Raw genomic sequence first — 20,478 nt, forward strand, 5'->3', positions numbered from 1 at the left:
ATTGACATGACGAACTTCAGTTACTGTTCAGTAGCTGGAGCAAATCTGGAGCACGCCGTCCCACCCCCGCCAAATGGGGTCACATCGTCTGCTCCAGCTATGTAACCCGACCGGGTGGTCTACCCGTGACCCCGCAGCCGTACGAACCCGCCAACGCCGATAAGTTGCAGATTCCCTCGGTTTAAAAAAGTCGACGTCTCGGCGGTCAGGCGCTCCGGCTGACGCCGACCCGGTCCAGGTAGTCCCGCACGGCGGTCCTGCTCGCGCCGGGTGCGCGCAGCGCGAGGTAGCCATCGGGTCGCACCAGGACGAGGGTGTCCCCGGTGACGCCGTACGCGGTCCGCGCGTGCCCCTCGACGTCCACCAGATCGGCACCGCTGCCCGGCGCGCCGACCGACACCGGCTTGATGAGTCCACTGTGGGCGGTGCCGGCGTCCTGCAGTGGACCGGCGCAGGACTCGCCGAAGCCGAGCAGGGTGAAATGCGGGCCGCGGAAGGCGTCGAACAGCCGCCGTGGCATACCGGAGCTGTCCGCGCAGGGCGCGTCGGGCGCACGATCACCGGCGCGCGGTCCATTCCCGGCGTCGCCGTCGACGGACAGCGAGCTGGCCGGGTAGCCGAGCCCGAGCTGCTGGCCGTCCGGGGGCGCGCCGTCCACGATGTCCGTGCTGCCACCGTTGACGAACCGCTCCGCGACCCTGCGCAGCCCCTCAGCACTCACGCCGAGCGTCCACGAGGCGACCGGGAGCCGCTCCTCCTGGTAGCTGTCCAGCAGCGACTGCCGCGCGCCGGAACACACCATGGCGAGCTTCCAGCCGAGGTTGTACGCGTCCTGGATGCCGGTGTTCATGCCGAGACCGCCGGCCGGCGGATGCACGTGCGCCGCGTCCCCGGCCAGCAACACCCGGCCCACCCTGAACCGGTCGGCCATCCGCACGTTCACCCGGTACGTGGACAGCCAGCTTGCCTTCGAGAGCCGTATGCCGTGCTCGCCGGCGAGATCGTCCACGATCCGCCGGAAGTACGGCAGCGAGGGTTCGGGGAGGCTGCCCTCCGCGCCGAAGTCGCTGAACGGTACGGCCTGCAGTTGCCAGGACCGCTCGTGGCGGAACGGGCACAGGGCCAGGAACCCGCGCCGGCGGACGGTCCACTGGTACCAGGCGTCCGGTTCGAGCCCGCTGAGCTCTACGTCCCCGAGCAGCATGGCCTGCTCCCTGTTCTCGCCCTCGAAGCGCACGCCGAGTGCCTTGCGCACGGTGCTGCGGCCGCCGTCGCAGCCGACCAGGTAGCGCGCGGCCACCCGCTCGCCGGTGTCCAGCACCGCATGCACACCGTTCGCGGACTGGCTGAACTCGGCGAGGCCTGCGGCCAGTTCCACCCGCACGCCGTCCTCGGCGAGCCGCGCGCGCAGGATCTGCTCGATCCGCCACTGCGGGATCAGCAGCCCGCCGTCGTAGGGCCGATCCGGTGTGGGTGCCCGCTGGGCGTGCGGGTCGGTCTCGGCAACCAGGTCGCCGTCGAGGTACCGCCGGTGTGGCAGGTGCCGGAACCCGTGGTGCAGCACCTCGTCGGCGACACCGAGGTCGTCCAGCACCTCCTGGGTGCGTGCGGTGAGCCCCTTGCCGCGCGAACCGGGGAAGTGCTCGCCGGCCCGGTCGACGATGCGCACGTCGACGCCCCGGCGGGCCAGCTCGATGGCCAGCGTGAGCCCGGTGGGTCCGGCGCCCGCGATCAGGACGTCGGTCATCGGTCACCGTCCTGGCGCACTGCCGGCGCCGATGTGGCATGCATGCTCGCCATCACACCCTCCCTGATCCGTGCGGTCACTGAGGCGATCGGCGGTGACGCTAGCCGGTTTCCGGGCAGGGTGTCCTCGGGCTGGAGGTGGAGATCGGGTGGATACCTGCCTGGGAAATCTCCACCGCGGTCTCCTACCGCGAACCGACGACACACCCGGGGCGGTGTTCGTAGCGTCGTCATCAACGGTTATGCCGTCGCGATAGTGACCATCGAAGGAGCGCCACTCATGTTGATCGGATCCCTGCTGACTGTCACCGGCCTGTTGTCCGGTGTGCCCACCGCGGTGTGGCTGACCGTGGTTGTCCTCGCCGTGGTGGGCGTGATGGCCTTCAAGATGCGGAAACGCCGGCGGCGTTAACGACAGGACGTGTGGTGGCCGGGTGTGCGGCACCCTCCCAACCGGATGGACGGCGACCTATTGCGGCGCGCATGAGGTGATTCACGAAGTGTTCGTCACCGAGGACCGCGAGGCCGATTCTCCCCCGACCTGGTTGGGTTGATCGGGCGCACAGCTGATCAACAGCCGGGCGGTGTGCGCGATGTGGTCACGCAGCAGTTCCTGCGCGTGATCGGCGTCGCGCGCGAGAACGGCGTCGAGTAGTGCTCGATGCTCGGCGACGACGTCGCGGCCGGGTTCGTTGCCGAGGGATACCGACCACTGCCGGTACAGCTCGGCCTCTTGCCGCAGCGACCGTGCCGCGTCGAGCAGCCGCTGGTTGCGGCAGCCGGCCAGCAGCGCATGGTGGAAGGCCGCGTGTGCCTGCGACCACTCGTCGGACAGGTGGCCAGGATCGGCCGGGTCGCGATACGGCGCGCGTTCCAGAAAGTGGTGCGCGGCAACGGCATCCGCCTCCCAGCGGGTGTCGCCTTCCCGCACCGACAGCCCCAATACCAGGGACTCGATCTCCGCCCGCGCCTGTGTCAGTTCGGCCAGATCCTGATGGGACAGCGGCCGGACCAGGTAACCCTGACGCGGCCTGGCCACCACCAGCCCTTCGGCGACCAGTCTCGTCAGCGCCTCGCGGGTTGCACCGACGCTCACTTGGTAGCGGTCGGCCAGGTCCGGGAACTTGAGCCGGTCGCCCGGAACCAGCCGACCGGCGAGGATGTCGGCGCGCAACGCCTGGTGGATGCCGTCGGTGCGGGTCGCTCCGCCGCTCTTGGTCATGCCCTCCAGCCTAGCACTTTACGAATCTTGGTTGAACTTTCGAAAGTTTGGGTCTAGTTTCGAATTTAACCCACAGCCCCCTCAGCCGCACGAGGAGTCGTGCACGGGCCGGATCCCGAAAGGTGCAGTCATGAAACTGGCCAATGTGGACGGACGCGCGGTCCTGCTGACCGCCGACGACACCGGAATCGACGTCGAAACCGCGTCGGGCGGCAAGTTCGGCCCCGGTCTCGTGTCCGTTTACGAGAACTGGGACGCGTTCCGGGCCTGGGCGCAACAGCCGCCCGCCGAACCCGGCGTCGTCTTCACCCGCGCGCAGCTGGGCTCTCCCTCACCGGCCCCGCGGCAGATCGTCGCGATCGGCCTGAACTACGACGCCCACGCCGCCGAGTCCGGTTTCGAGGCGCCGGAAGGACTTCCCCCGACGTTCACCAAGTTCGTCTCCGCGCTGACCGGCCCCGACGCGGAGGTCGTGCTACCGGCCGGCGGCGACGTGGACTGGGAGGTGGAACTCGTCGCCGTCATCGGCCGGACCGCCACCCGCGTCGCGGAATCCGACGCGTGGGACCACGTCGCCGGGGTGACGATCGGACAGGACCTCTCCGAGCGCGTCACGCAACTGGCCGGCCCCGCCCCGCAGTTCAGCCTGGGCAAATCCTTCCCGAACTTCGCGCCGGTCGGGCCGTGGCTGGTCACGCCGGACGATCTGGCGAACCGGGACGACCTGGCGCTCGGCTGCGCGATCGACGGCGAGACCGTGCAGGACGGCCGCACCCGCGAACTGATCTACCCGGTCGCCCGGCTGGTATCCGCGCTGTCGCGGACCATCACCCTCTATCCGGGCGATCTCGTCTTCACCGGGACCCCTGCGGGCGTGGGCATGGGCCGCACGCCGAAGCGGTTCCTGCGGGCAGGCGAACACCTCGTCAGCTGGATCGAAGGCATCGGTGAGATGCGCCAGACATTCGTTACCGCACAGGAGGACTGACATGGGCATGCACCGCCTCACCCGGGTCACCATGGGTGTCCCGAACGTCGCGGAAACCATCGCCTACTACTCCGAGTTCGGGCTCACCCACCTCGGCGACGGGGCCTTCAGCACTCGCGAAGGCGGCGAGCAGCTGCAGGTCCGGTACGCCGTATCCCGACGGGTGCTCGAACTCGGGGTGGGGGTCGACGATGTCGACGACATCGCGCGGGTCGCGTCGCGGCTGGATCACCTCGGCGTGGCGGGCGGCACGGACGGCACCGCGGTCACCGCGATCGAGCCGGTCTCCGGGTTCACCGTCCGCGTCGAAATCGCGCCGAGGATCGTGCAGCGGCCCGTCCCGGCAACCCCCTACAACGGGCCCGGTCGCATCGAGCGGTTCGGCCGCGCGCCCGGAGTGCTGCGTGAGGACCCGATCCGGCCCAAGAAACTCGGCCACTGCGTGGTGGGCACGACCGATCTCGAAGCCACCATGGGGTTCTTCACCGAGGGACTCGGTTTCAAAGTCAGCGACTACATCGGGAACAAGGGCGCCTTCATGCGCTGCTCGGTCGATCACCACAACGTGCTGGCGCTCGCGGCACCGGTGAACTTCCTGCATCATACGTCCTGGCAGGTCGACGATATCGACGACGTCGGACGAGGTGCGGCGGCGATGCTGGCAGGCAACCCCGAGCGACATGTCTGGGGCCTCGGCAGGCACCACGCGGGATCCAACTTCTTCTGGTACCTCAAGGATCCGGCGGGGAACTTCAGCGAGTACTACGCCGACATGGACTGCATCCCCGAGGACGAGATCTGGACCCCGGAAGTCTTCGAGGGCGCCCAAGGCCTCTTCAGCTGGGGCCCGCCACCGCCACCGTCGTTCCTGGAACCGGACGACCTCGCCGCACTCATGACCGGACAACACGCACCCTCCCGGTGACCGCGCCGGAAGACCTCTCACCCGATCAGAAAAGGAGAAAGTCGTGCCAGTGGAATTGTATGCCCCCCAAATCCCGGACAATCTGAACATCCGGTTCGTCGAAAACCGCATCGTCATCGACCGCCCGGCACAGGCCGTGTACGACTGGGTGACCACCTGGTCGAACCTGCCGAAATGGCTGCCGACGGCCCTCGGCACCGAGGTGCGACGCGGCACCGAAGGCGTCCCCGCCGAGATGGGCGACGTACTGCTCGAGACCATCCTGCCGGAACTGAACGAGAAGCCGAAGCTCTACACCGTGGTGGCTCGGGTCCCCGGAAAGCTGTGGACGGTGGTCGGCCGGGACGTGCTCGACGACGGCTCCCTGGCCCCGGCGATGCACGCGATCGCCACCTTCACCACGTTCGACCTCGGAGACGGAACGACCCTGTTCTGCCGCCTGTTCGAACGACTGGTCCCGGACACCGAGCCGCCCGGCCCGCACCCGGTCGAGGACCCGGCCCACATCCAACCCGGCCTGGAACTGATCAAGGCACACCTCGAGGGCACGGCCGGATGACGTCGGCAGGGGTTGACCGTGCGGAATCGAGGCGTTCGCTCGATCGTCGGTCGGCCCCGCAGGGAGCACGACTGACTGCAGGCGCGGCTCAGGACGGGAGCGCGGCCGAGACCACCTCGCGGATGGCGGCCAGGTCGACGTCGTCGGCCAGGGTGTGCTCGCTGGGGGACTCGGGACTCTTGAGGACAGCATCGGCAGTGAGCAGGGTGCGGATCAGCCGGGGAAGCACGGTGCGGCTGAGCAGGTCCTGCGCGAGCGGGTCCGCGCGATCGGTGTCGAAGTGCTCGGTCAGGTAGCCGGCCAGCCGGGCGTAGGTCGTGGCGAACATGGCGTCGAAATACGCCGTGGAGCTGCCGGGCAGCCGCTCGGCCTCGGCGATGTTCAGGCGGCAGGTTCGCACCTGGGGCTCCCAGGTCATCAGGTGTAGGAACCGGCCACAGAACAGCGCGTCCTTGTTCTCGAAATGCGCGTACAGGGACCGCTTAGAGGTACCGGCGCGGGCCTCGACCGTGTCCATCGAGGTCTGCTCGTACCCGGTCTCAAGGAGGACTTCCTTGGCCGTGACCAGGATGTGGCGGCGTAGTTCCTCGCCGCGGCGCTGCTTCCCGCGGGCGGGCGCTCCGTCTGCGTGTGTCATCCGCCTGCAACCTCATAAGTAAACGGTAGGGTTTACTAATCGTCTCGACTATAGACCACTCAAGGAGTTCACCAGCATGTCCGACACCACCACGTCCGAAGCCGCCACCGTGGTCAGGCAGTTCTACGCCACACTGAGCACCGGCGACCTGACGCTCGTCGACACCGTGCTCGCGCCCGACTGGGAGGCCGTGCCCGCGCTGAGCACCGACGGCCCCGAGGGCTGGAAGGCCACCGTCACCTACCTGCGCGCGGCGCTCAGCGACCTCGAGCTCATCATCGAGGACGTCGTCGTGGACGGTGACCGGGTCGCCGTGAGCAGCACGTGCCGCGGGGTCCACACCGGCGAACTGCTGGGCGTGGCCAGGACCGGGAGGAACGTCGAATTCCAGGCCATCGATGTCCACCGGCTGGAGCACGGCCGGATCGTGTGGAGCAGGCACCTGGAGGACCACTTCGGTCTCGCCCTCCAACTCGGGCTCACCTTCACCCCTGCGTCCTGAGCACGGGAGCGGGCGGAGCCCTCGACGGCCCGATGCGGCGCGCCGATGTCGGCCGGCCATGGCTGATTAAGTCTTAGGCCGCCGGGGGAATCGGAGCACCTGGGCAGGTGGCGTTGGAGGTCTTGCCGGTGTCGAAGAACTCGACCGCTTTCGAGGCGCACGGCAGGATTGACAGTGAGCCGTGCATGTCGTCCTCGACGGTGAGGAGCGAGCCGCCGATGTGGGCGCGCAGGTCGCGGGCCCACGGTAGTGGCGTGACCGATTCGTAGGCGTGACCCACAAGCTGCAGTGGGCTCTTACCCGGCTTGAAGTGCCACGTGGTGGCGGGCAACGGCCAGCCGACGCAGTAGCCGTCGTAGGAGCCGTGGCTGCCGGCGACCGGGAGTTCGGCGGACAGCGCGAGGTGGTTGCGCCAGTGCGCTTCGAAGTCGCGGGGACCGCTTGATTCGTTGCAGATCAACGCGTTCTGCTGGTCCGGGTTGAAGGCCGGGTTCGGATCGTCCCAGCCGAAGCCGGTGCGGGTGGGCGCGGCCGCACTGGGCACCTTGCCGCCGGAGCGGAGCTTCACCAACTCCTGGGCCGAGGCCGGCCATTTGCGGCGGGCGCCGAGGAGCAGGCTGTCGACCGTGTTCCGGTCGGGGGCCTTCGTCCGTAGGTCCAGCAGCGCGTTGGTGACCGCCTCCTTCGTGGCGCCGAAGTGGTAGACGCGGTCGTTGCCTGCCAGCCAGCCGGCGAAGTCATGGAACGAGTTCTCCAGCGCCGTCATCTGGTCGTGGTCGACCGCGGTGAGGTCGAAAGTGGATGTCACGACCGAGTCGAGCAGCATCGCGGCGACGTGGTCGTCGAACAGCGTGCGGTATTGGGCGCCCAGCGCGGTGCCCCAGGAAATCCCGTAGTAGCCGATCTTTTCCTCGCCAAGCGCCTGCCGGATCCGGTCCATGTCGCGGGCGACGTTCGCGGTGGTCAGATTCGCCGTGAACTCCGGGTCCCGTGCCACGCAGTCCTGGTAGTGCCGGGCGTCGCGTTCGGACTTGAAGCGGGCTTTTTCCTTGTCGGACAGGGAAGGATCCGGCGGCGTGCTGTCCTGCGGGCAGGACAGCCCGGCGCTGTAGCCGACTCCGCGCGGGGCGAAACCGACGATGTCGTGGTGCACGCCGAGTCCCGCGGCCTTCGAGGCCAGCAGTTCCCGCGGCATGCTCATGCCGTACGCGCCGGGGCCGCCCGGGTTGACCAGGATGATCCCGTCCCGGCTGCCGGTGGCACTGATCCGGCTCACCGCCAGCTCGAACGTGCGCCCGTCCGGTTTCGCGTAGTCGACAGGCACCGTGATCATGGCGCATTCGGTGCGCTGGTCCTCCGCGGGCCAGCCGTCCGCGATGGTCCGGCACGGCTGCCAAGACAAGCCGTCCACAGCCGTCGCTGTTCCCGGCACCAGCGGTACGAGCAGCAGGCCGACAAGTACCGGTCCGGCGAGTTTCTTGATCGACATGCGGCTCATGGTGGCAGCCCGCCGGGACCGGGCCAATCAGCCGATCGGCCACCCCAGGACGGCGATCGGCCAATCATCAGGACCCCAGGGTGGACCTTTATCGAACGGCGAACGCTCAGTATTCGAGTCGTTGCGCATACACCTCTCGCTCATCTGAGCGGCCTATGCAGAAATAGATGCAGCAGATGGCCACCGTAAAGCGTCAGAAGACCGAGGTAGCAGGGCAGGCATGTAGAACCGCTGCACACTTGAGCAGTAGCAGCTCGAAAGAGACATAGTGTCCAACGTTGCGGTATTGATCGAGGCAGCCGACGAGGTCGGCCGAGCCGGTATCGTGCACATGCTCCACGCCGGTGGCGTACGAATCCTTGCTGCGCGGGAGAGCGTTAAGGGTTTCACGGTACACCAAGGGATCCGGTGGTATTCGGCGACCGCAGACGCGCGGACCCGCGACTACTCTTTCCGATTTTCCAACGCTTGAATACCAAGCTCTGCGCGCGAAGACTCTCCAAGGGAGGAGATTTTGGCGCCTATTGAGTTCAGTCTTCCTTGCAGGCGATCCAATAATTCCTTCGCGGCTCCGTCAAATCACATCATGCCACCCGGGTTCATTCTCGTAATAATTCCATGTTCAAGAAACATTTGATGTTGCCGAAGCCGCGTTTCCCGGCCGCACTGGTGGCATGGTCCCACAGCCGGCGGCGTACCGCCAAGCTGGTAGTACCCAAGCAATCTCTCCCCGCGTTCGGCGACGATGACCTGTTCACCACGGATCTGTTCCGGTCGCACGGGGCCGTACGAGGTGACACGGCGAGAACGAGCAACTCGCCCATCCCCAGACCCCACAAGCATTCGCACATCGGCATGACAGGACGTTGGCAGGATGCGGACAGCAGCGCCGGAACCGCGTGCCGGAGGGCTAGCCTGCGCTCGTGGAGCGACAGGGGCAGCAGCAGTGGTTTCCGGATTTCCCGTCCCAGCCCGGTTACCCGGCGCCTTCGCCGAAACGGCGTCGCACGGGGATGATCGCCGGGATCACCGTCGGCGTGCTGGTGGTGATCGCCGGTCTGGTGGCCGGGCTGCTGGTGTTCCTGAACAGCAAGGACGACAGCGCTGCCTCATCCTGGCCCATCAGCGAGAGCAGTACCTCCCGAACCCCGCCGGCGCCCGGCTGGAAGACGCTGGAGCTCGGGCTGGGCGTGTTCGTCGAGGTGCCACCCACCTGGCAGCCGGTCGATGGAACCTACATCCCGGACGTTCGAACCCGAGGCGCGCGGTACAAACCGGGCTACTGCGCAGCGAATCCGAAGGCCATCCTCGGCCAGCTGTACCTCGACCGGGCGCGTACCACCGATCCGATGGCGGCCGCGGCGGACGCGTTGATGTATCGGGGAACGCGGGCTTTCCGCAGCGGCGGTCAGGTGTCTTCCGGCCCTGTCGGACGCCGCCCGGACGGCGGGGCGCAGGTGCAGGGCACGGTCACCCCGCACGGCAGGGACGAGTGCGACCCGCCGTCGACCACCTACCGGGTGGTCGCCTTGCCCACCGCGCAGGGGACGCTGCTGGTCGTGGTGTGGGGTGACCTGCAGATGCCGGACTCGCCTGCCGAAGAGGACCTCACCAGGATCGCGGACAGCGCGCGCCTCGGGTGACCGGGCTCCGCCTTTCCCTTCAAGAGAACGACTCAAAACGCTCACGCACATCCCGATGACCGTCCACAAGGGACACGAGGCAGGGAACCGCCCAACGTGCGCTTCGCGGCAAGAGAGTGCGTTGCAGGTCTAGAAGTGACGGTTCCAAGCACGTCCGGTGCCTGTTCGTGTCGCGTTGCCGCCTGGTGGCAGGTCGAGGGCGTCGATCAGGGTTTGGTCTTCGTCGATGGCGTGGTGCAGGTGTCCGATCTTGCCGGTGTGGCCGTTCGCGTCGGAAGGACCGAGCAGCTGCCACATGCCGTCATCGGCGTCGTGCTGGACAAGGAGGATCGGCTCGCTGCGCTCGAAGACCTCAAGGGTCTGGATACAGGTGGTGCGCAGAAGCCAGTGCTTCATCCACCACGCCCGTCGATCGCGCTGCATGATCTGGTCGGCGACCCACCAGATGAACGGCAGATCCTCATGGGCACGCGCCTCGTCCGCGGTCAGGTCCGGGCCGCCCTGCGGCACCCGCTCGAACGGGTCGTCGGTCAGCGAGAACGCATGCCCGTCCTCGTGGTCGAAGATGACGGCATGGAAGGTACCGCCGCCGGGGTTGCCCGCGCCGATCCCGACCGACAAGCGAGCGACATACGGGTCCGACCCGGTCGTCCACCCGAACGCGTACGACGCCAGAACCCACACTCGCAGGTACGCGCCATTTCGCCTGCCGGACTTTCTCATCGCGGCAGGAGAGTGTGTTGACAAACTGTCTGACGACGGACCACTGGGGCGCGAAATGCGTCGATCGGTCCGTGACTTTCAGCAGTGATCGACGCGGTTGCGCGATCAGAACACGGCGATGGGGTTGACCGCGACACCGGTCAAGCCGTGGATGCGCGGCGGGCCGACGGTGAGCAGGAAGCTGTAGCGCTTCAGCTCTGTGCACAGCGCCGCGAGGTCGTCGAGCTGCGACCCGTCGATCAGCGGCATCGCCATGCGGCCCAGCGCGACGCCGTGCAGCGGGGACGGTCCATCAGGGTCGAGTGCCGGGTAGGCGTCGCCCCGGTCGCCGGTGTAGAGGGCGACCCCGCGACGGTGCATCCAGCGCACCGCGTCGAGGCTGATCCCCGGTGTCGGCCTGCCGGGAAGAAGCGGGTCGGCGGGCCAGCCGAACCGCACCGCCAGCGCGTCGCCCGGCCGCACCTCGACGCCTTGCCGCTGCTCGGCGTCTTCGAGGTCGCGCGAGGTCACCGCGTGCCCGGACGGCAGCGGTTCCTCGGCCGCCAGGTCGAGCAGAACCCCCCGCGTCACGATTCCGGCGGCGAAGGCCGTCGTCGAGCCGAAGGTGACGCCCGCGGCCGTCACGACCTGGTCCCTCGGACGACCGGGGTAGACCTCGTTGCCGGTCGACCAGTGCGCCAGTGCGTCGATGTGCGTCGACTTCGCGTGATGGTTCGTGAGCAACACCAGATCGGCCGCCACGCCCGCCCCGGTGTGGGACATCATCTGCTGCACGGGAGAGACATCCACCGTCGTGGGCGCGAACGGGCTGCTGATCATCGGGTTGGGCGTGATCGGCTGTGCCAGCGACGCCCATCGACCGGTCCGCACCTCCGCAGCCGCTTTCGCGCGCACGTCGTCGGTGATGAGGTTGAGTGTGCCGAGTTCGTCGTCGGATCCCCACCGGTCCCAGTTGTCGGGCAGGTCAAGGTCAGTCGGATCGGCCATGTGGCTGGCCCCTCTCATCACGATCCACCGGGACGACGGCCGCCTACCGTCGCCTCGCGCCACCCTGCGGGGCAGGGCGGGTCCGCGTGTCAAGAACAGCGGCGTCAAAACTGTATCGAACGTCGCCGAACTGCGGACACTGTTCGACCACTGGACCACAGGCGCACAGAAGCTTCCGCCGCGGGGAGACAAGATTCCCGACGTGTTCAAGCTGCAAGACGGCGCGACGATCCAATGGCGCCAGACGTCCAAGACGAGCGGCGAAACAATCGACATCGCCACGGCGGACGACAAGCGATTGAAGGTGCATATCGATGGATGAGCCGCGAGCGCAGGAATTGCGCGAGATCGAACTGGCCGTGACCCCGACGATCGAGGAAGGACTCGACGATTGGGTCCCGGTCGATTCACTGATCTGGAACACCTTCCAGATCGTCCCCAGAGACAGCGACCGCTTCGCGGGATTCTTCACCTCCGTGCTCGACTATCTGCTCCGCGAAGACCTCATGGTCGTAGGAGACATCGGCGACACCGGGTTCGAGCCGTGGACGTCATCCATCGAGGACACCGTGGAGCGGGTCGTCCGCGACTGCCAGGCAGTCGACTGGTCCGCCGGCCTAGGTTTGTGCTGGCTGTCGAACACCCCAAAAGGAGACCAACAGGCCCAATCGTCGTAGATTGCGCCGCCGTGGGCGGCGGCCGGAAGTTCGACGCCGTCGCCCGGTACGCCGGGCAACACCCACCAGCGTGGTTCTACTACAACTTTCGAGCCCACTAAACTGAGAGCGAGGACTTTGTCGACCTCAGAGCCGTCCTCGACATAGACCTCCCCGGCGTGGACGGACTGACCCTGGCCCGGCAGATCGGCACCATCTACCTGCAAGGCGGACAAAGCGGAGCCACCAAATGCGGCGACGCCGCCAATTCCGGCACCGTCCGAGGCGGGCCAGGCGACGACACCATCACCCTCGTCGGCGGGGAGCCCCGGCTCTCCACCTGTAACGGCACCGCGACAGGTGTGGCCAACGGCATGGACGCCGCCGACGAGGAGCTGGCCGGAAAAGTCTACGGCGGCCTCGGCAACGACAAGATCACCCTGACCGGCGGACTCAACAGCGACTCCGGCAACCAGGCGCCCAGCAACGACGAAGAGGGCTTTGTCAACGCCGGCCTCGGCAACGACACCTGCGTCTTCACCCCCGCCAGCATCGGTGAAGTAGTCAACTGCACCTAGCCGGTACATCAAGTTCCGAGCCCGGCGGCCGTACCAGGTGGCCGCCGGGCCGCTCCACAGAACGGCAAGGCGAGCGACCCAAAACCGCGCGGTGACAACCCGAACAGCCAACCCATCGGCCCCGCAACGCCGGCAGGACATCGACGGTCGCGAATAGTCCACAGCAGCCCGCTACGCGGTCACGGTCCCTTCGTTCATCGGAGTTCTGCTGGCACCGCGGCGGTGTTTCTCCTCTATTTCGAAGTGGACGAGTTACAGGGGACCGGCCGGTTGCTTCGGGCAGGCACGAGCGACCTGATGCGCTTTACCGCGAGGTAGGGCTAACCCCCCTTACCGCGAGGTGAGGCCAACCCCAGGACGAGGACACCTGGCCACTCCATACCGTGAAGTCCGACCGCTTGACATGGTGTTGATCATGCCAATCAAACGATTTTCCTGGCGGTCCGCCAGATCTCTTTCGGCGGTCGCGCTCGCGGCAGTCACCGTCGCGGCCGCCACGGTTGCTTGCGGCGCGGACGAAACGCCTGACGCGGGCGCCCCGCCGTCACCGGACGGGCGGGGCGCCATTGTCTCGGTGATGCCGCTTGTCGACCTGCAACCGGCCGAGGTGTCGGCGGTGCTGCGGGCGGCCAAGTTCGACCCGGCACAGGTCCGGCACGGTGTGACCGCGTCGAGGGTGGTGTATCGGACGGTGGGGACCAAAGGCGAGCCGACGACGGCGAGCCAGTTGGTCGCGCTGCCGAAGACCGACAAGAACGACCTGAGCGTGGTGTCCTGGCTACATGGCACGACCGGCTTCCGGGGCGATGTCGCGTCGATGAAGGACACGTCGACCGACCGGGCGGTCGCGTTGCTGTTCGCCTCGACCGGGCGGGCCGTTTCCGCGCCGGACTATCTCGGACTCGGGGAGGGGCCCGGCAGTCACCCCTACGGTCACCCGGAGGTCACCGCTTCGGCACCGGTCGACGCGCTGCGATCGGCACGAGAGTTCGCCGGAAGGCAGGGCCGAACGTTCGACGAACGCGTCCTGGTCAGCGGTTTCTCGCAGGGCGGGCCTGCCACGATGATGGTGGGCCGCGCCCTCCAGGATCGCGCCGATTCCTCTTTCACGCTCGGCGCGCTCGCGCCGATCGACGGGCCGTTCAATTTGACCAAGTTCGTCGCGGACGCGGCGGATGACAAGCTCTCGAACTCACACCTCTATCTCGGCTATCTTGCCACCGCATGGGATCGCATGTTCGGTATCTACGACTCACCGCAGCAAGCGTTCCGCGAGCCTTACGCGGCGCGCGTGGAAGCCCTTTTCGACGGCGATCACCAGCAGAAGGAGATCGTGACGTCGCTGCCGAAGTCGGCCAAGGAACTGTTCACCGACGAATTCCTCGACTCGGTGCGCAAACCGACCGAGGTTTGGCAGCGGCATTTGCGCCCGTTGGACACCACTTGCGATTGGCGCCCGGACGTTCCGGTACACCTCTACCAGGCTTCGGGTGACCGGGATGTGTTGCCGGACAACGCTCGGCATTGTCAGCAGCAACTGGTCGCCAAGGGCGCCGAGCAACAGTTGATCGAACTCGGCGACGTCGACCACAACACGAGTGTGCGCATGGCCGTTCCTCGGGTCGTCGAGGAGTTCAACCGACTAGCGGGCTGAACCGGCGTCACCCGGGCCCCGCTCATCCGTTCCCGCCCACTCGATCAGGCTGACACGTATCCGGGGATTACTCGTGGCGCCGCGGGTGATCCCCTGGGTACACCGCTGCAACGAGCGCAAAGCACCACCGACGCGTCACGGTGAATGGTCAGAGGAGCACCCGGCCGCGGTCGCCGGAGACATTGGATCGTGGGCTAGGCCTCCGGAACGATCAGGTCTCGTGTGCATTCTGTCGGTATTGCGGTTTGAATGGCGTCGTGGCTGAACTTCCGATCCGTGATCGTGCCGGCAACACCCTCGTCGACTTTCGTTTCGTGGCGGAAGAGGAGTTGGGGCGTCTGGTCGAGCAGGTGGCCGTGCCCGCGTCGTTGGTTGTCGCCACCCACGCGGACGCCGTCCTGATGATTTTCGATAGCTGGCGGAGGCAGTGGGAGCTTCCGGGAGGGATGCGAGAGACGGGAGAGAGCCCGCGCGAGGCCGCGGTGCGGGAGCTGGGTGAGGAGACCGGTATCCACGGAGCGGACCTGTCGTTCGCCGCCGTGGCCGAGTTCGATCTCACGAATCCGGAACGTCGGGAACTCCTGGCTGTATATCGGGTTCAGCTCCGGGACGTGCCTCGGCTGACCGTGAACGATGAAGCGCTGGACTTCCGCTGGTGGCCGCCATCGGAACCGGTGAGCGCGGATATGGGCCCGCTGGACGCGGAGATCGCCAGGCGCGTGGTCCGATCGGCTGCCGGCTGAGTCTCGTCGGGTTGCGGGCAGTTCGGACGTTGCTGGTCGTGGGGACGGTCAGTCGGCGCTGAGATCTCGACACGCGCAACGATCTTGACCAGTGATCATTCGTGTGCCCCGCCCACGCGGTGTCCCGGCTTTACTGACCTGCATCCCGGCCGCGGACGGATGCCCCTTCCCGCTCGGTGGCCACTACCTTGCCGGGGTTGAAGATCCCGTGCGGGTCCAGCGCGTCCTTGACCGCCCGGCTGAGCGCCAGCACGGCAGGCCCGGCCTCGGCGGCCAACCCTTCCCGTTTGAGCAGACCGACTCCGTGCTCGCCGGTCACCGTGCCGCCCAACTCCAGCGCCGCCGCGATGATGTCGTCGAACGCCGCCTGCGCCCGCTTCTTCGCGGCGTCGTCGCCGGGTTGGGTGATCAGCAGCGGGTGGAGGTTGCCGTCGCCGGCGTGCGCGATGTTGGCGATCAGCGTGTCGTGCCGGAGGGCGATTTCCTCGATCCGGGCGAGCATGTCGGGGACGGCGCCCTTGGGTACGCAGACGTCTTCGGTCAGCACCGGCCCCAGCCGTTCGAGCGCGGGGTAGGCCAGGCGCCGCGCGTCGAACAGCGCGTCGGACTCCTGCTGGTCGGTCGAGCGCACCGCGAACGTCGCACCCGCCTTCTCGAAACAGGCCAGCATCGCGTCGGCTTCTCGTTCGCCCGCCGGACCAGCGCTGTCGGTGCGGCCCAGCAACACCGCGTCGGCCTCGGTCGACAGGCCCATGTGCTTCCACTCGTCGACGGCGGCCAGGCAGTGCCGGTCGATCAGTTCCAGCGCGGAGGGCTCCAGCCCGGCTTCGGCGACGGCGGCGACCGCGTACCCGGCGTCGACGATCGAGGAGAAGTAGCCCACGACGGTGTGTTCGGGTTGGCGGGCCGGGCGCAGCCGGACGGTGACCTCGGTGATGACGCCGAGCGTGCCTTCGGAGCCGACCATGAGCCCGGCGAGGTCGTAGCCGGCGACGCCTTTGGCGGTGCGGCGGCCTACCCGGACGAGCTGCTGGGCCCGGTGCTCGCCGAGGAAGAACGCCGGGGTGTGCCGCTGGTGGAGACCTTGCGCGTGTTCCTCGACCATGGCTGCCGCCCCCGCCCGGCGGCCACCGCACTGGCGATCCACGTCAACACGCTTTACCAGCGACTGGCCGCGGTCGACAGTCTGCTCGGCGAGGGCTGGCGTTCTCCGCAGCGGGCGCTGGAGCTGCACATGCTCCTGCACCTCACCGCGGCCAGCGGTCCGCTGAACCTGGCTGGAACGGATTAGCCCTTGCTCATGCGCAGGATCAAGGCGACCGCGTCCTCGGAGGGGACCGCTGGAGTCAGAACTTCCTGTAAGAGCAGGCCACGAATCGCGGCAACGGTGACGGTGGCCACGGTCAGCGCTTCCTTGGTGTCGTGCCCTTCGCGTTCCGCGAGTGAGGCCAGCATCTTGGTCAGGTCGTCGAGCGAGTCGATGAACTCGCGAAAGTCGTCTGGGCTGTACGCGGCCAGTCCTACGACGTGGAAGAAGCCGCGGACACGCGACAGCTGCTCCGGGCGGGTGTAGGTCCGCCAGATCGCCAGGACGAGGTCGTCGAAGGTGCCCTGCTGGGCGGCCTCGAAAAGCGCCTCGTTGTCACGGGATCGCTGTGCCTTGAGCATGGCCGCCAAGACGCCCGGGAGTGACCCGAAGTGGTATCGCAGCAGGGCGTGGCTGGTCCCGGCCCGGGCGGCGATCTCACGGAGCGACACCTCCGGTGAGGGAAGCGTCTCGTCGAAGGCGTCGAGGAGCCGAGCCAGGAGACGCTCGCGTGCGTCGCCGGTGCGTTCTGTGCTTGACAGGATCACTCCCACAGTTTATCCATTGGAAAAGAAGGACTGACGGTGTCGTGTCGCGTCACACATGGTCGCAGTCAGCTCGCAACGGTGGAGGGAACGACTCGTGGGACCTTTTCAGATAACCGGCGCGGCGGTCGTCGACGGGTCGGGACGCGACCCCGTCGACGTCACCGTCGCCGTCGAAGACGGGCGTATCGCCCAGCTCGGCGCCTCCGGCGAGCGCCTCGATGCCGGGGGATTGACGATGACGCCCGGCCTGATCGACGCTCACGTTCACCTGGGCTTGTCGAGCCTGATCCAGCCGCAGTTCTCGTTTCGGATCAGTGCCGCTGAGATCGCGGCGGACATCTTCGCCACGGCCGGCGCGACACTCGACGCCGGCTTCACGACCGTTCGGGACACCGGCGGGATCGACGGCGGCGTCGTCACCACGATCGCCAAGGGCAAGGTCAGAGGGCCACGCGTCCTGTCATGCGGACCTGTTCAGTGCCAGACCGGCGGGCACGGCTACTACGGAGCCGACTGGGAACCCACCGAGCTGTGGAGCAGCCATCACGTTCCGGGTCTGTGCGCACTGTCCATGATGTCGGGCAACGCGGACGAGCTGCGAGGCAACGTGCGCGAGGCTTTCCGTCGCGGAGCCTCCTTCCTGAAGCTCTGTGTGACCGGCGGAGTGGTCGGCGCGCACGACCGGCTGACCGACACCCAGTTCACCGTGGAAGAGATCGCCGTCGCTGTTCAGGAAGCCGCGGCCCGTGGCACCTACGTGACGGTTCACGCCCACAACAACGAAGGCATTCGGAACGCTATCGAGGCCGGGGTGCGCTGTGTCGAACACGGCACCGACCTCGACGAGGCCACGGCCACCCTGATGGCCACTCGCGAGGTCGCCCTGGTGCCCACGTTCGCTGTCGTCGAGCAACTGCTGCGAGACACCGCTGGAGCCGGCCTCGACGAGTCGACCCGCGATCGTGTGCTGGGTGTTCGTGAGCGGATGACCGAGGCGCTCGCCGTCGCCAAGGAGGCCGGAGTGCGGATCGGGCTGGGTTCCGATCTCCTCGGCCCGGCTCAGGGCCGTCGAGGCGAAGAACTCACGTTGCGCGCGGAGCTGGAGACGCCGATGGAAGCACTCGTGGCGGCCACCAAGACCAACGCCGAGATCCTTGGCCTATCCGGCCAAGTGGGGATCATCGCTCCCGGCATGCAGGCAGACCTCGTGCTCTGGAACGGCAACCCGCTCGAAGATCCGAAGCTCTTCGCCGACCCCGCCAACGCCGTACTCGTCGTCCAAGCCGGACGTGTTGTGAAGGACCTCCGATGAGCACCATGTGGCACGGCTGCCTCGCCGACACCGACTACTTCGAGATGCGCTCCAGCAGTGGGCACGACTACGGCGTCTGGGTCACCACGCCGCCGGGCTACGACCCCGCCACGGCGCAAGCGCCTGCCGTGTACGTGCTCGACGGCAACTGGGCCATGGCCATGACGGCTCCGCTCATCGTCACCCAGCGGGACCCCATGCAAGAGATCCAGCCCTACATCCAAGTCAGCGTCGGCTACGCGGGCGAAGACGCACAGCACTGGGCACGGCTGCGCAACAGAGACCTCGTGCCACCCGGCGAACCCATCGCCCAGGAGTTCATCGATGCCGTGGAGATGGGAATTCAAACGGGCGCGATGACCCGTGAGGAGGCCGACGCCTACCTCGCCGAATTACGCGACACCCACGCCGACGCGTTCCTGGGCTTCCTCACCGCGGAACTGCACCCGCGGATCGAACGCGACTACGGCACAGCCGCGAGCGGTCACGGCCTCTTCGGCTACTCCTACGGCGGGCTTTTCAGTCTCTACGCCTGGCTCACCGGCAGCACTCTCTTCGAGAGCGTCGGAGCGGGCAGCCCCGGCGTTATCGGTGAAGACAGTCAAGTCTTCGCTCAGCTCCGAGAGCTGGGTGAGGGCCGGCCTGCCGCCAAGCTTCACATGACCTTCAACGACCAAGAGCTTGTCGGAAACCTGGCCGTCTACCAAAACCTCGCGAAGAACGCGGCCACCGTCCTTCACCGCCTCACCTCACGCGGCGGAGCCGTCACCAGCGCGGTCCTGCGCGAAACGCACGTGACCGGCCTGCAGGCCTCGTTCCTCAGCTACCTCAGGACCTGCCGTGCCCGGTAAGCGCCCGAGTACCGATGTGGTCGTGATCGGGGCAGGGGTGATCGGTTCGTCGATCGCCCTTGAGCTTGCGCGGGCGGGGCACCGGGTGATCGTGCTCGATCGGGCCCCGGGTGCTGGACAGGGGTCGACCTCGGCGTCGAGTGCGATCGTTCGATTCAACTTCTCCACCACCGCCGGGGTGGCGACGGCGTGGGAGGCGCATTTCGGCTGGCTCGACTGGGCCGGCCACCTCGGGCACGATGTCGGCGACCTCGCGATGTTCCGCAAGAGTGGGCTGGTCATGCTGGACGTCGAGGCGGCTCCGCGTACGTCGTGGCTTCCGTTGTTCGATGAGATCGGTGTTCCCTACGAGGAATGGGACAGCGCGACCTTGGCCGAGCGCGTTCCCGATATCGACACCGGCCGCTATTGGCCGCCGAAGCGGCTCGACGACGAGGAATTCTGGAAAGACGCGAAACACTCGCTCGGTGGCGTGTACACCCCGGATGCCGGTTACGTCTCGGACCCGAGCATCGCCGCCGTGAACCTCGCCACCGCGGCCTCGGCGTGCGGGGCGGAGTTCCGCTTTCGCAGCACGGTGACAGCGGTGGAGAAGGCCGGCGGGCGCGTGACGTCGGTGCGACTGTCGGACGGCACCCGGATTCCCTGTGCCGTCGTGGTCAACGCGGCCGGTCCGTGGTCGGGCGCGGTGAATCGGCTGGCCGGTGTGGGTTCCGACTTCACGGTCGGTGTGCGCCCGATGAGACAGGAAGTAGCGCACGTGCCGGTCCCGGAGGGCTATGGAGGGCCCGTGGTGGCGGACATGGATCTGGGCACCTATTTCCGCGGTGAAACAGGAGGGGGCCTGCTCGTCGGCGGCACGGAACCGGAGTGTGATCCGATGCAGTGGACCGACGACCCGGACGCCGTCGACATCCACCCGACGGCCGCGGTCTTCGAGGCTCAGGTGACGCGGGCCGCGCGACGGTTGCCCGACCTGGCGGTGCCCAACCGGACGCGCGGCGTGGTGGGCGTTTACGACGTCGCCGACGATTGGACTCCGATCTACGACCGCACCGAACTCGAGGGCTTCTACCTCGCGATCGGAACGAGCGGCAACCAGTTCAAGAACGCGCCGGTCGTGGGGCAGCTGATGACGGAGCTGATCAACCAGGTGGAGAACGGCGTCGACCACGACGCGTCGCCCATCCGGTTCCGGGCCCCGCGCACCGGCCTGGAGATCGACCTGGGCGCGTTCTCTCGTAAGCGCAGCCGAAACACCGCGAACTCGGGCACGGTGATGGGCTGAGCCGGAACTCGGACGAGCAAGGCCAGGAGAGTCGCGACGGGTTTCTGTCGTCCGGCACCCAGCTCAGGACGGCGGCGACGTGCGCGGGAGCGGCGGCGGCGATGGCCGTCCG

22 protein-coding genes and 1 pseudogene are annotated in these 20,478 nt (G+C 67.4%); 15 read left to right on the forward strand and 8 right to left on the reverse strand.

Annotated elements, in window-relative coordinates:
- Positions 1-205: 205 nt before the first annotated feature.
- The gene (locus ACLARN_RS10250; RefSeq protein ID WP_409491089.1) at positions 206-1,747 is read right to left on the reverse strand and encodes an FAD-dependent oxidoreductase; all 1,542 of its coding nucleotides are present in this window, start codon (positions 1,745-1,747) and stop codon (positions 206-208) included.
- A 279-nt stretch (positions 1,748-2,026) separates the two neighbouring features.
- Between ACLARN_RS10250 and ACLARN_RS10255 the strand changes: the two genes are divergently transcribed.
- Positions 2,027-2,158 carry a hypothetical protein gene (locus tag ACLARN_RS10255; protein ID WP_409491090.1) on the forward strand — a complete coding sequence of 44 codons (132 nt, stop codon included), beginning with the start codon at positions 2,027-2,029 and terminating at the stop codon, positions 2,156-2,158.
- Positions 2,159-2,239: 81 nt separating this feature from the next.
- Here ACLARN_RS10255 and ACLARN_RS10260 read toward each other — a convergent pair whose 3' ends face one another.
- Positions 2,240-2,968, reverse strand: a complete 729-nt coding sequence (locus ACLARN_RS10260; RefSeq protein ID WP_409491091.1) for a GntR family transcriptional regulator — start codon at positions 2,966-2,968, stop codon at positions 2,240-2,242.
- A 130-nt stretch (positions 2,969-3,098) separates the two neighbouring features.
- Here ACLARN_RS10260 and ACLARN_RS10265 point away from each other — a divergent pair, with 130 nt between their 5' ends.
- From ACLARN_RS10265 to ACLARN_RS10275, 3 genes are read left to right on the forward strand one after another with little or no spacing between them, the layout of a single operon-like run.
- Positions 3,099-3,956 (forward strand): fumarylacetoacetate hydrolase family protein, encoded by an 858-nt coding sequence (locus ACLARN_RS10265; protein WP_409491092.1) that lies wholly within the window; start codon positions 3,099-3,101, stop codon positions 3,954-3,956.
- A 1-nt stretch (position 3,957) separates the two neighbouring features.
- The gene (locus ACLARN_RS10270) at positions 3,958-4,881 is read left to right on the forward strand and encodes a VOC family protein (protein WP_409491093.1); all 924 of its coding nucleotides are present in this window, start codon (positions 3,958-3,960) and stop codon (positions 4,879-4,881) included.
- A gap of 43 nt (positions 4,882-4,924) precedes the next feature.
- A complete protein-coding gene (locus ACLARN_RS10275) occupies positions 4,925-5,440 on the forward strand; it encodes an SRPBCC family protein (RefSeq protein ID WP_409491094.1) in 516 nt (171 codons plus the stop codon).
- A gap of 88 nt (positions 5,441-5,528) precedes the next feature.
- Here ACLARN_RS10275 and ACLARN_RS10280 read toward each other — a convergent pair whose 3' ends face one another.
- Entirely contained in the window at positions 5,529-6,077 is a 549-nt protein-coding gene (locus ACLARN_RS10280) for a TetR/AcrR family transcriptional regulator (RefSeq protein ID WP_409491095.1), read from the reverse strand.
- A gap of 76 nt (positions 6,078-6,153) precedes the next feature.
- Between ACLARN_RS10280 and ACLARN_RS10285 the strand changes: the two genes are divergently transcribed.
- Positions 6,154-6,579, forward strand: coding sequence for an ester cyclase (locus ACLARN_RS10285; RefSeq protein ID WP_409491096.1), 426 nt, complete (start codon positions 6,154-6,156; stop codon positions 6,577-6,579).
- Between the two features lie 73 nt (positions 6,580-6,652).
- Here ACLARN_RS10285 and ACLARN_RS10290 read toward each other — a convergent pair whose 3' ends face one another.
- Positions 6,653-8,068 (reverse strand): alpha/beta fold hydrolase, encoded by a 1,416-nt coding sequence (locus tag ACLARN_RS10290; RefSeq protein ID WP_409491097.1) that lies wholly within the window; start codon positions 8,066-8,068, stop codon positions 6,653-6,655.
- A gap of 932 nt (positions 8,069-9,000) precedes the next feature.
- On the opposite strand from ACLARN_RS10290, the gene ACLARN_RS10295 reads away from it, so the two are divergent.
- Positions 9,001-9,720 (forward strand): hypothetical protein, encoded by a 720-nt coding sequence (locus ACLARN_RS10295; protein ID WP_409491098.1) that lies wholly within the window; start codon positions 9,001-9,003, stop codon positions 9,718-9,720.
- A 129-nt stretch (positions 9,721-9,849) separates the two neighbouring features.
- Here ACLARN_RS10295 and ACLARN_RS10300 read toward each other — a convergent pair whose 3' ends face one another.
- Both ACLARN_RS10300 and ACLARN_RS10305 read right to left on the reverse strand, forming a co-directional pair.
- Complete coding sequence (locus ACLARN_RS10300; RefSeq protein WP_409491099.1) at positions 9,850-10,443, reverse strand: hypothetical protein; 594 nt, start codon at positions 10,441-10,443, stop codon at positions 9,850-9,852.
- 105 nt (positions 10,444-10,548) lie between these two features.
- The gene (locus ACLARN_RS10305) at positions 10,549-11,430 is read right to left on the reverse strand and encodes a cyclase family protein (RefSeq protein WP_409491100.1); all 882 of its coding nucleotides are present in this window, start codon (positions 11,428-11,430) and stop codon (positions 10,549-10,551) included.
- Here ACLARN_RS10305 and ACLARN_RS10310 point away from each other — a divergent pair.
- From ACLARN_RS10310 to ACLARN_RS10330, 5 genes are all read left to right on the forward strand, one after another.
- Positions 11,429-11,752 carry a hypothetical protein gene (locus ACLARN_RS10310; protein WP_409491101.1) on the forward strand — a complete coding sequence of 108 codons (324 nt, stop codon included), beginning with the start codon at positions 11,429-11,431 and terminating at the stop codon, positions 11,750-11,752. The genes ACLARN_RS10305 and ACLARN_RS10310 overlap by 2 nt on opposite strands.
- On the forward strand, positions 11,745-12,107 hold the full coding sequence (locus ACLARN_RS10315; protein ID WP_409491102.1) for a hypothetical protein: 363 nt from the start codon (positions 11,745-11,747) through the stop codon (positions 12,105-12,107). The genes ACLARN_RS10310 and ACLARN_RS10315 overlap by 8 nt, the downstream gene beginning before the upstream one ends.
- A 158-nt stretch (positions 12,108-12,265) precedes the next feature.
- Complete coding sequence (locus tag ACLARN_RS10320; protein WP_409491103.1) at positions 12,266-12,664, forward strand: hypothetical protein; 399 nt, start codon at positions 12,266-12,268, stop codon at positions 12,662-12,664.
- A 415-nt stretch (positions 12,665-13,079) separates the two neighbouring features.
- Entirely contained in the window at positions 13,080-14,318 is a 1,239-nt protein-coding gene (locus ACLARN_RS10325; RefSeq protein WP_409491104.1) for a hypothetical protein, read from the forward strand.
- Positions 14,319-14,575: 257 nt separating this feature from the next.
- On the forward strand, positions 14,576-15,061 hold the full coding sequence (locus tag ACLARN_RS10330) for an NUDIX hydrolase (RefSeq protein WP_409491281.1): 486 nt from the start codon (positions 14,576-14,578) through the stop codon (positions 15,059-15,061).
- Positions 15,062-15,191: 130 nt separating this feature from the next.
- On the opposite strand, the pseudogene ACLARN_RS10335 reads toward ACLARN_RS10330, so the two are convergent.
- Positions 15,192-16,091: pseudogene (locus ACLARN_RS10335) on the reverse strand (FAD-binding oxidoreductase); the annotation flags it as partial.
- Between the two features lie 45 nt (positions 16,092-16,136).
- Here ACLARN_RS10335 and ACLARN_RS10340 point away from each other — a divergent pair.
- Positions 16,137-16,352 carry a helix-turn-helix domain-containing protein gene (locus tag ACLARN_RS10340; protein WP_409491105.1) on the forward strand — a complete coding sequence of 72 codons (216 nt, stop codon included), beginning with the start codon at positions 16,137-16,139 and terminating at the stop codon, positions 16,350-16,352.
- Here ACLARN_RS10340 and ACLARN_RS10345 read toward each other — a convergent pair.
- Complete coding sequence (locus tag ACLARN_RS10345; protein WP_409491106.1) at positions 16,349-16,915, reverse strand: TetR/AcrR family transcriptional regulator; 567 nt, start codon at positions 16,913-16,915, stop codon at positions 16,349-16,351. The two genes, ACLARN_RS10340 and ACLARN_RS10345, sit on opposite strands and share 4 nt — an antisense overlap.
- Positions 16,916-17,009: 94 nt before the next feature.
- Here ACLARN_RS10345 and ACLARN_RS10350 point away from each other — a divergent pair, with 94 nt between their 5' ends.
- The 3 genes from ACLARN_RS10350 to ACLARN_RS10360 are packed head-to-tail and all read left to right on the forward strand — an operon-like array spanning position 17,010 to position 20,366.
- Complete coding sequence (locus ACLARN_RS10350; protein WP_409491107.1) at positions 17,010-18,227, forward strand: amidohydrolase family protein; 1,218 nt, start codon at positions 17,010-17,012, stop codon at positions 18,225-18,227.
- The gene (locus ACLARN_RS10355; RefSeq protein ID WP_409491108.1) at positions 18,224-19,078 is read left to right on the forward strand and encodes an alpha/beta hydrolase; all 855 of its coding nucleotides are present in this window, start codon (positions 18,224-18,226) and stop codon (positions 19,076-19,078) included. Before ACLARN_RS10350 ends, ACLARN_RS10355 begins: the two co-directional genes overlap by 4 nt.
- Positions 19,068-20,366: an NAD(P)/FAD-dependent oxidoreductase gene (locus tag ACLARN_RS10360; protein WP_409491109.1), complete on the forward strand. Its 1,299-nt coding sequence runs from the start codon at positions 19,068-19,070 to the stop codon at positions 20,364-20,366. Before ACLARN_RS10355 ends, ACLARN_RS10360 begins: the two co-directional genes overlap by 11 nt.
- The last annotated feature ends 112 nt before the right edge of the window (positions 20,367-20,478 follow it).

Source organism: Amycolatopsis sp. cmx-11-12 (assembly GCF_046269425.1).
GTDB lineage: Bacteria > Actinomycetota > Actinomycetes > Mycobacteriales > Pseudonocardiaceae > Amycolatopsis.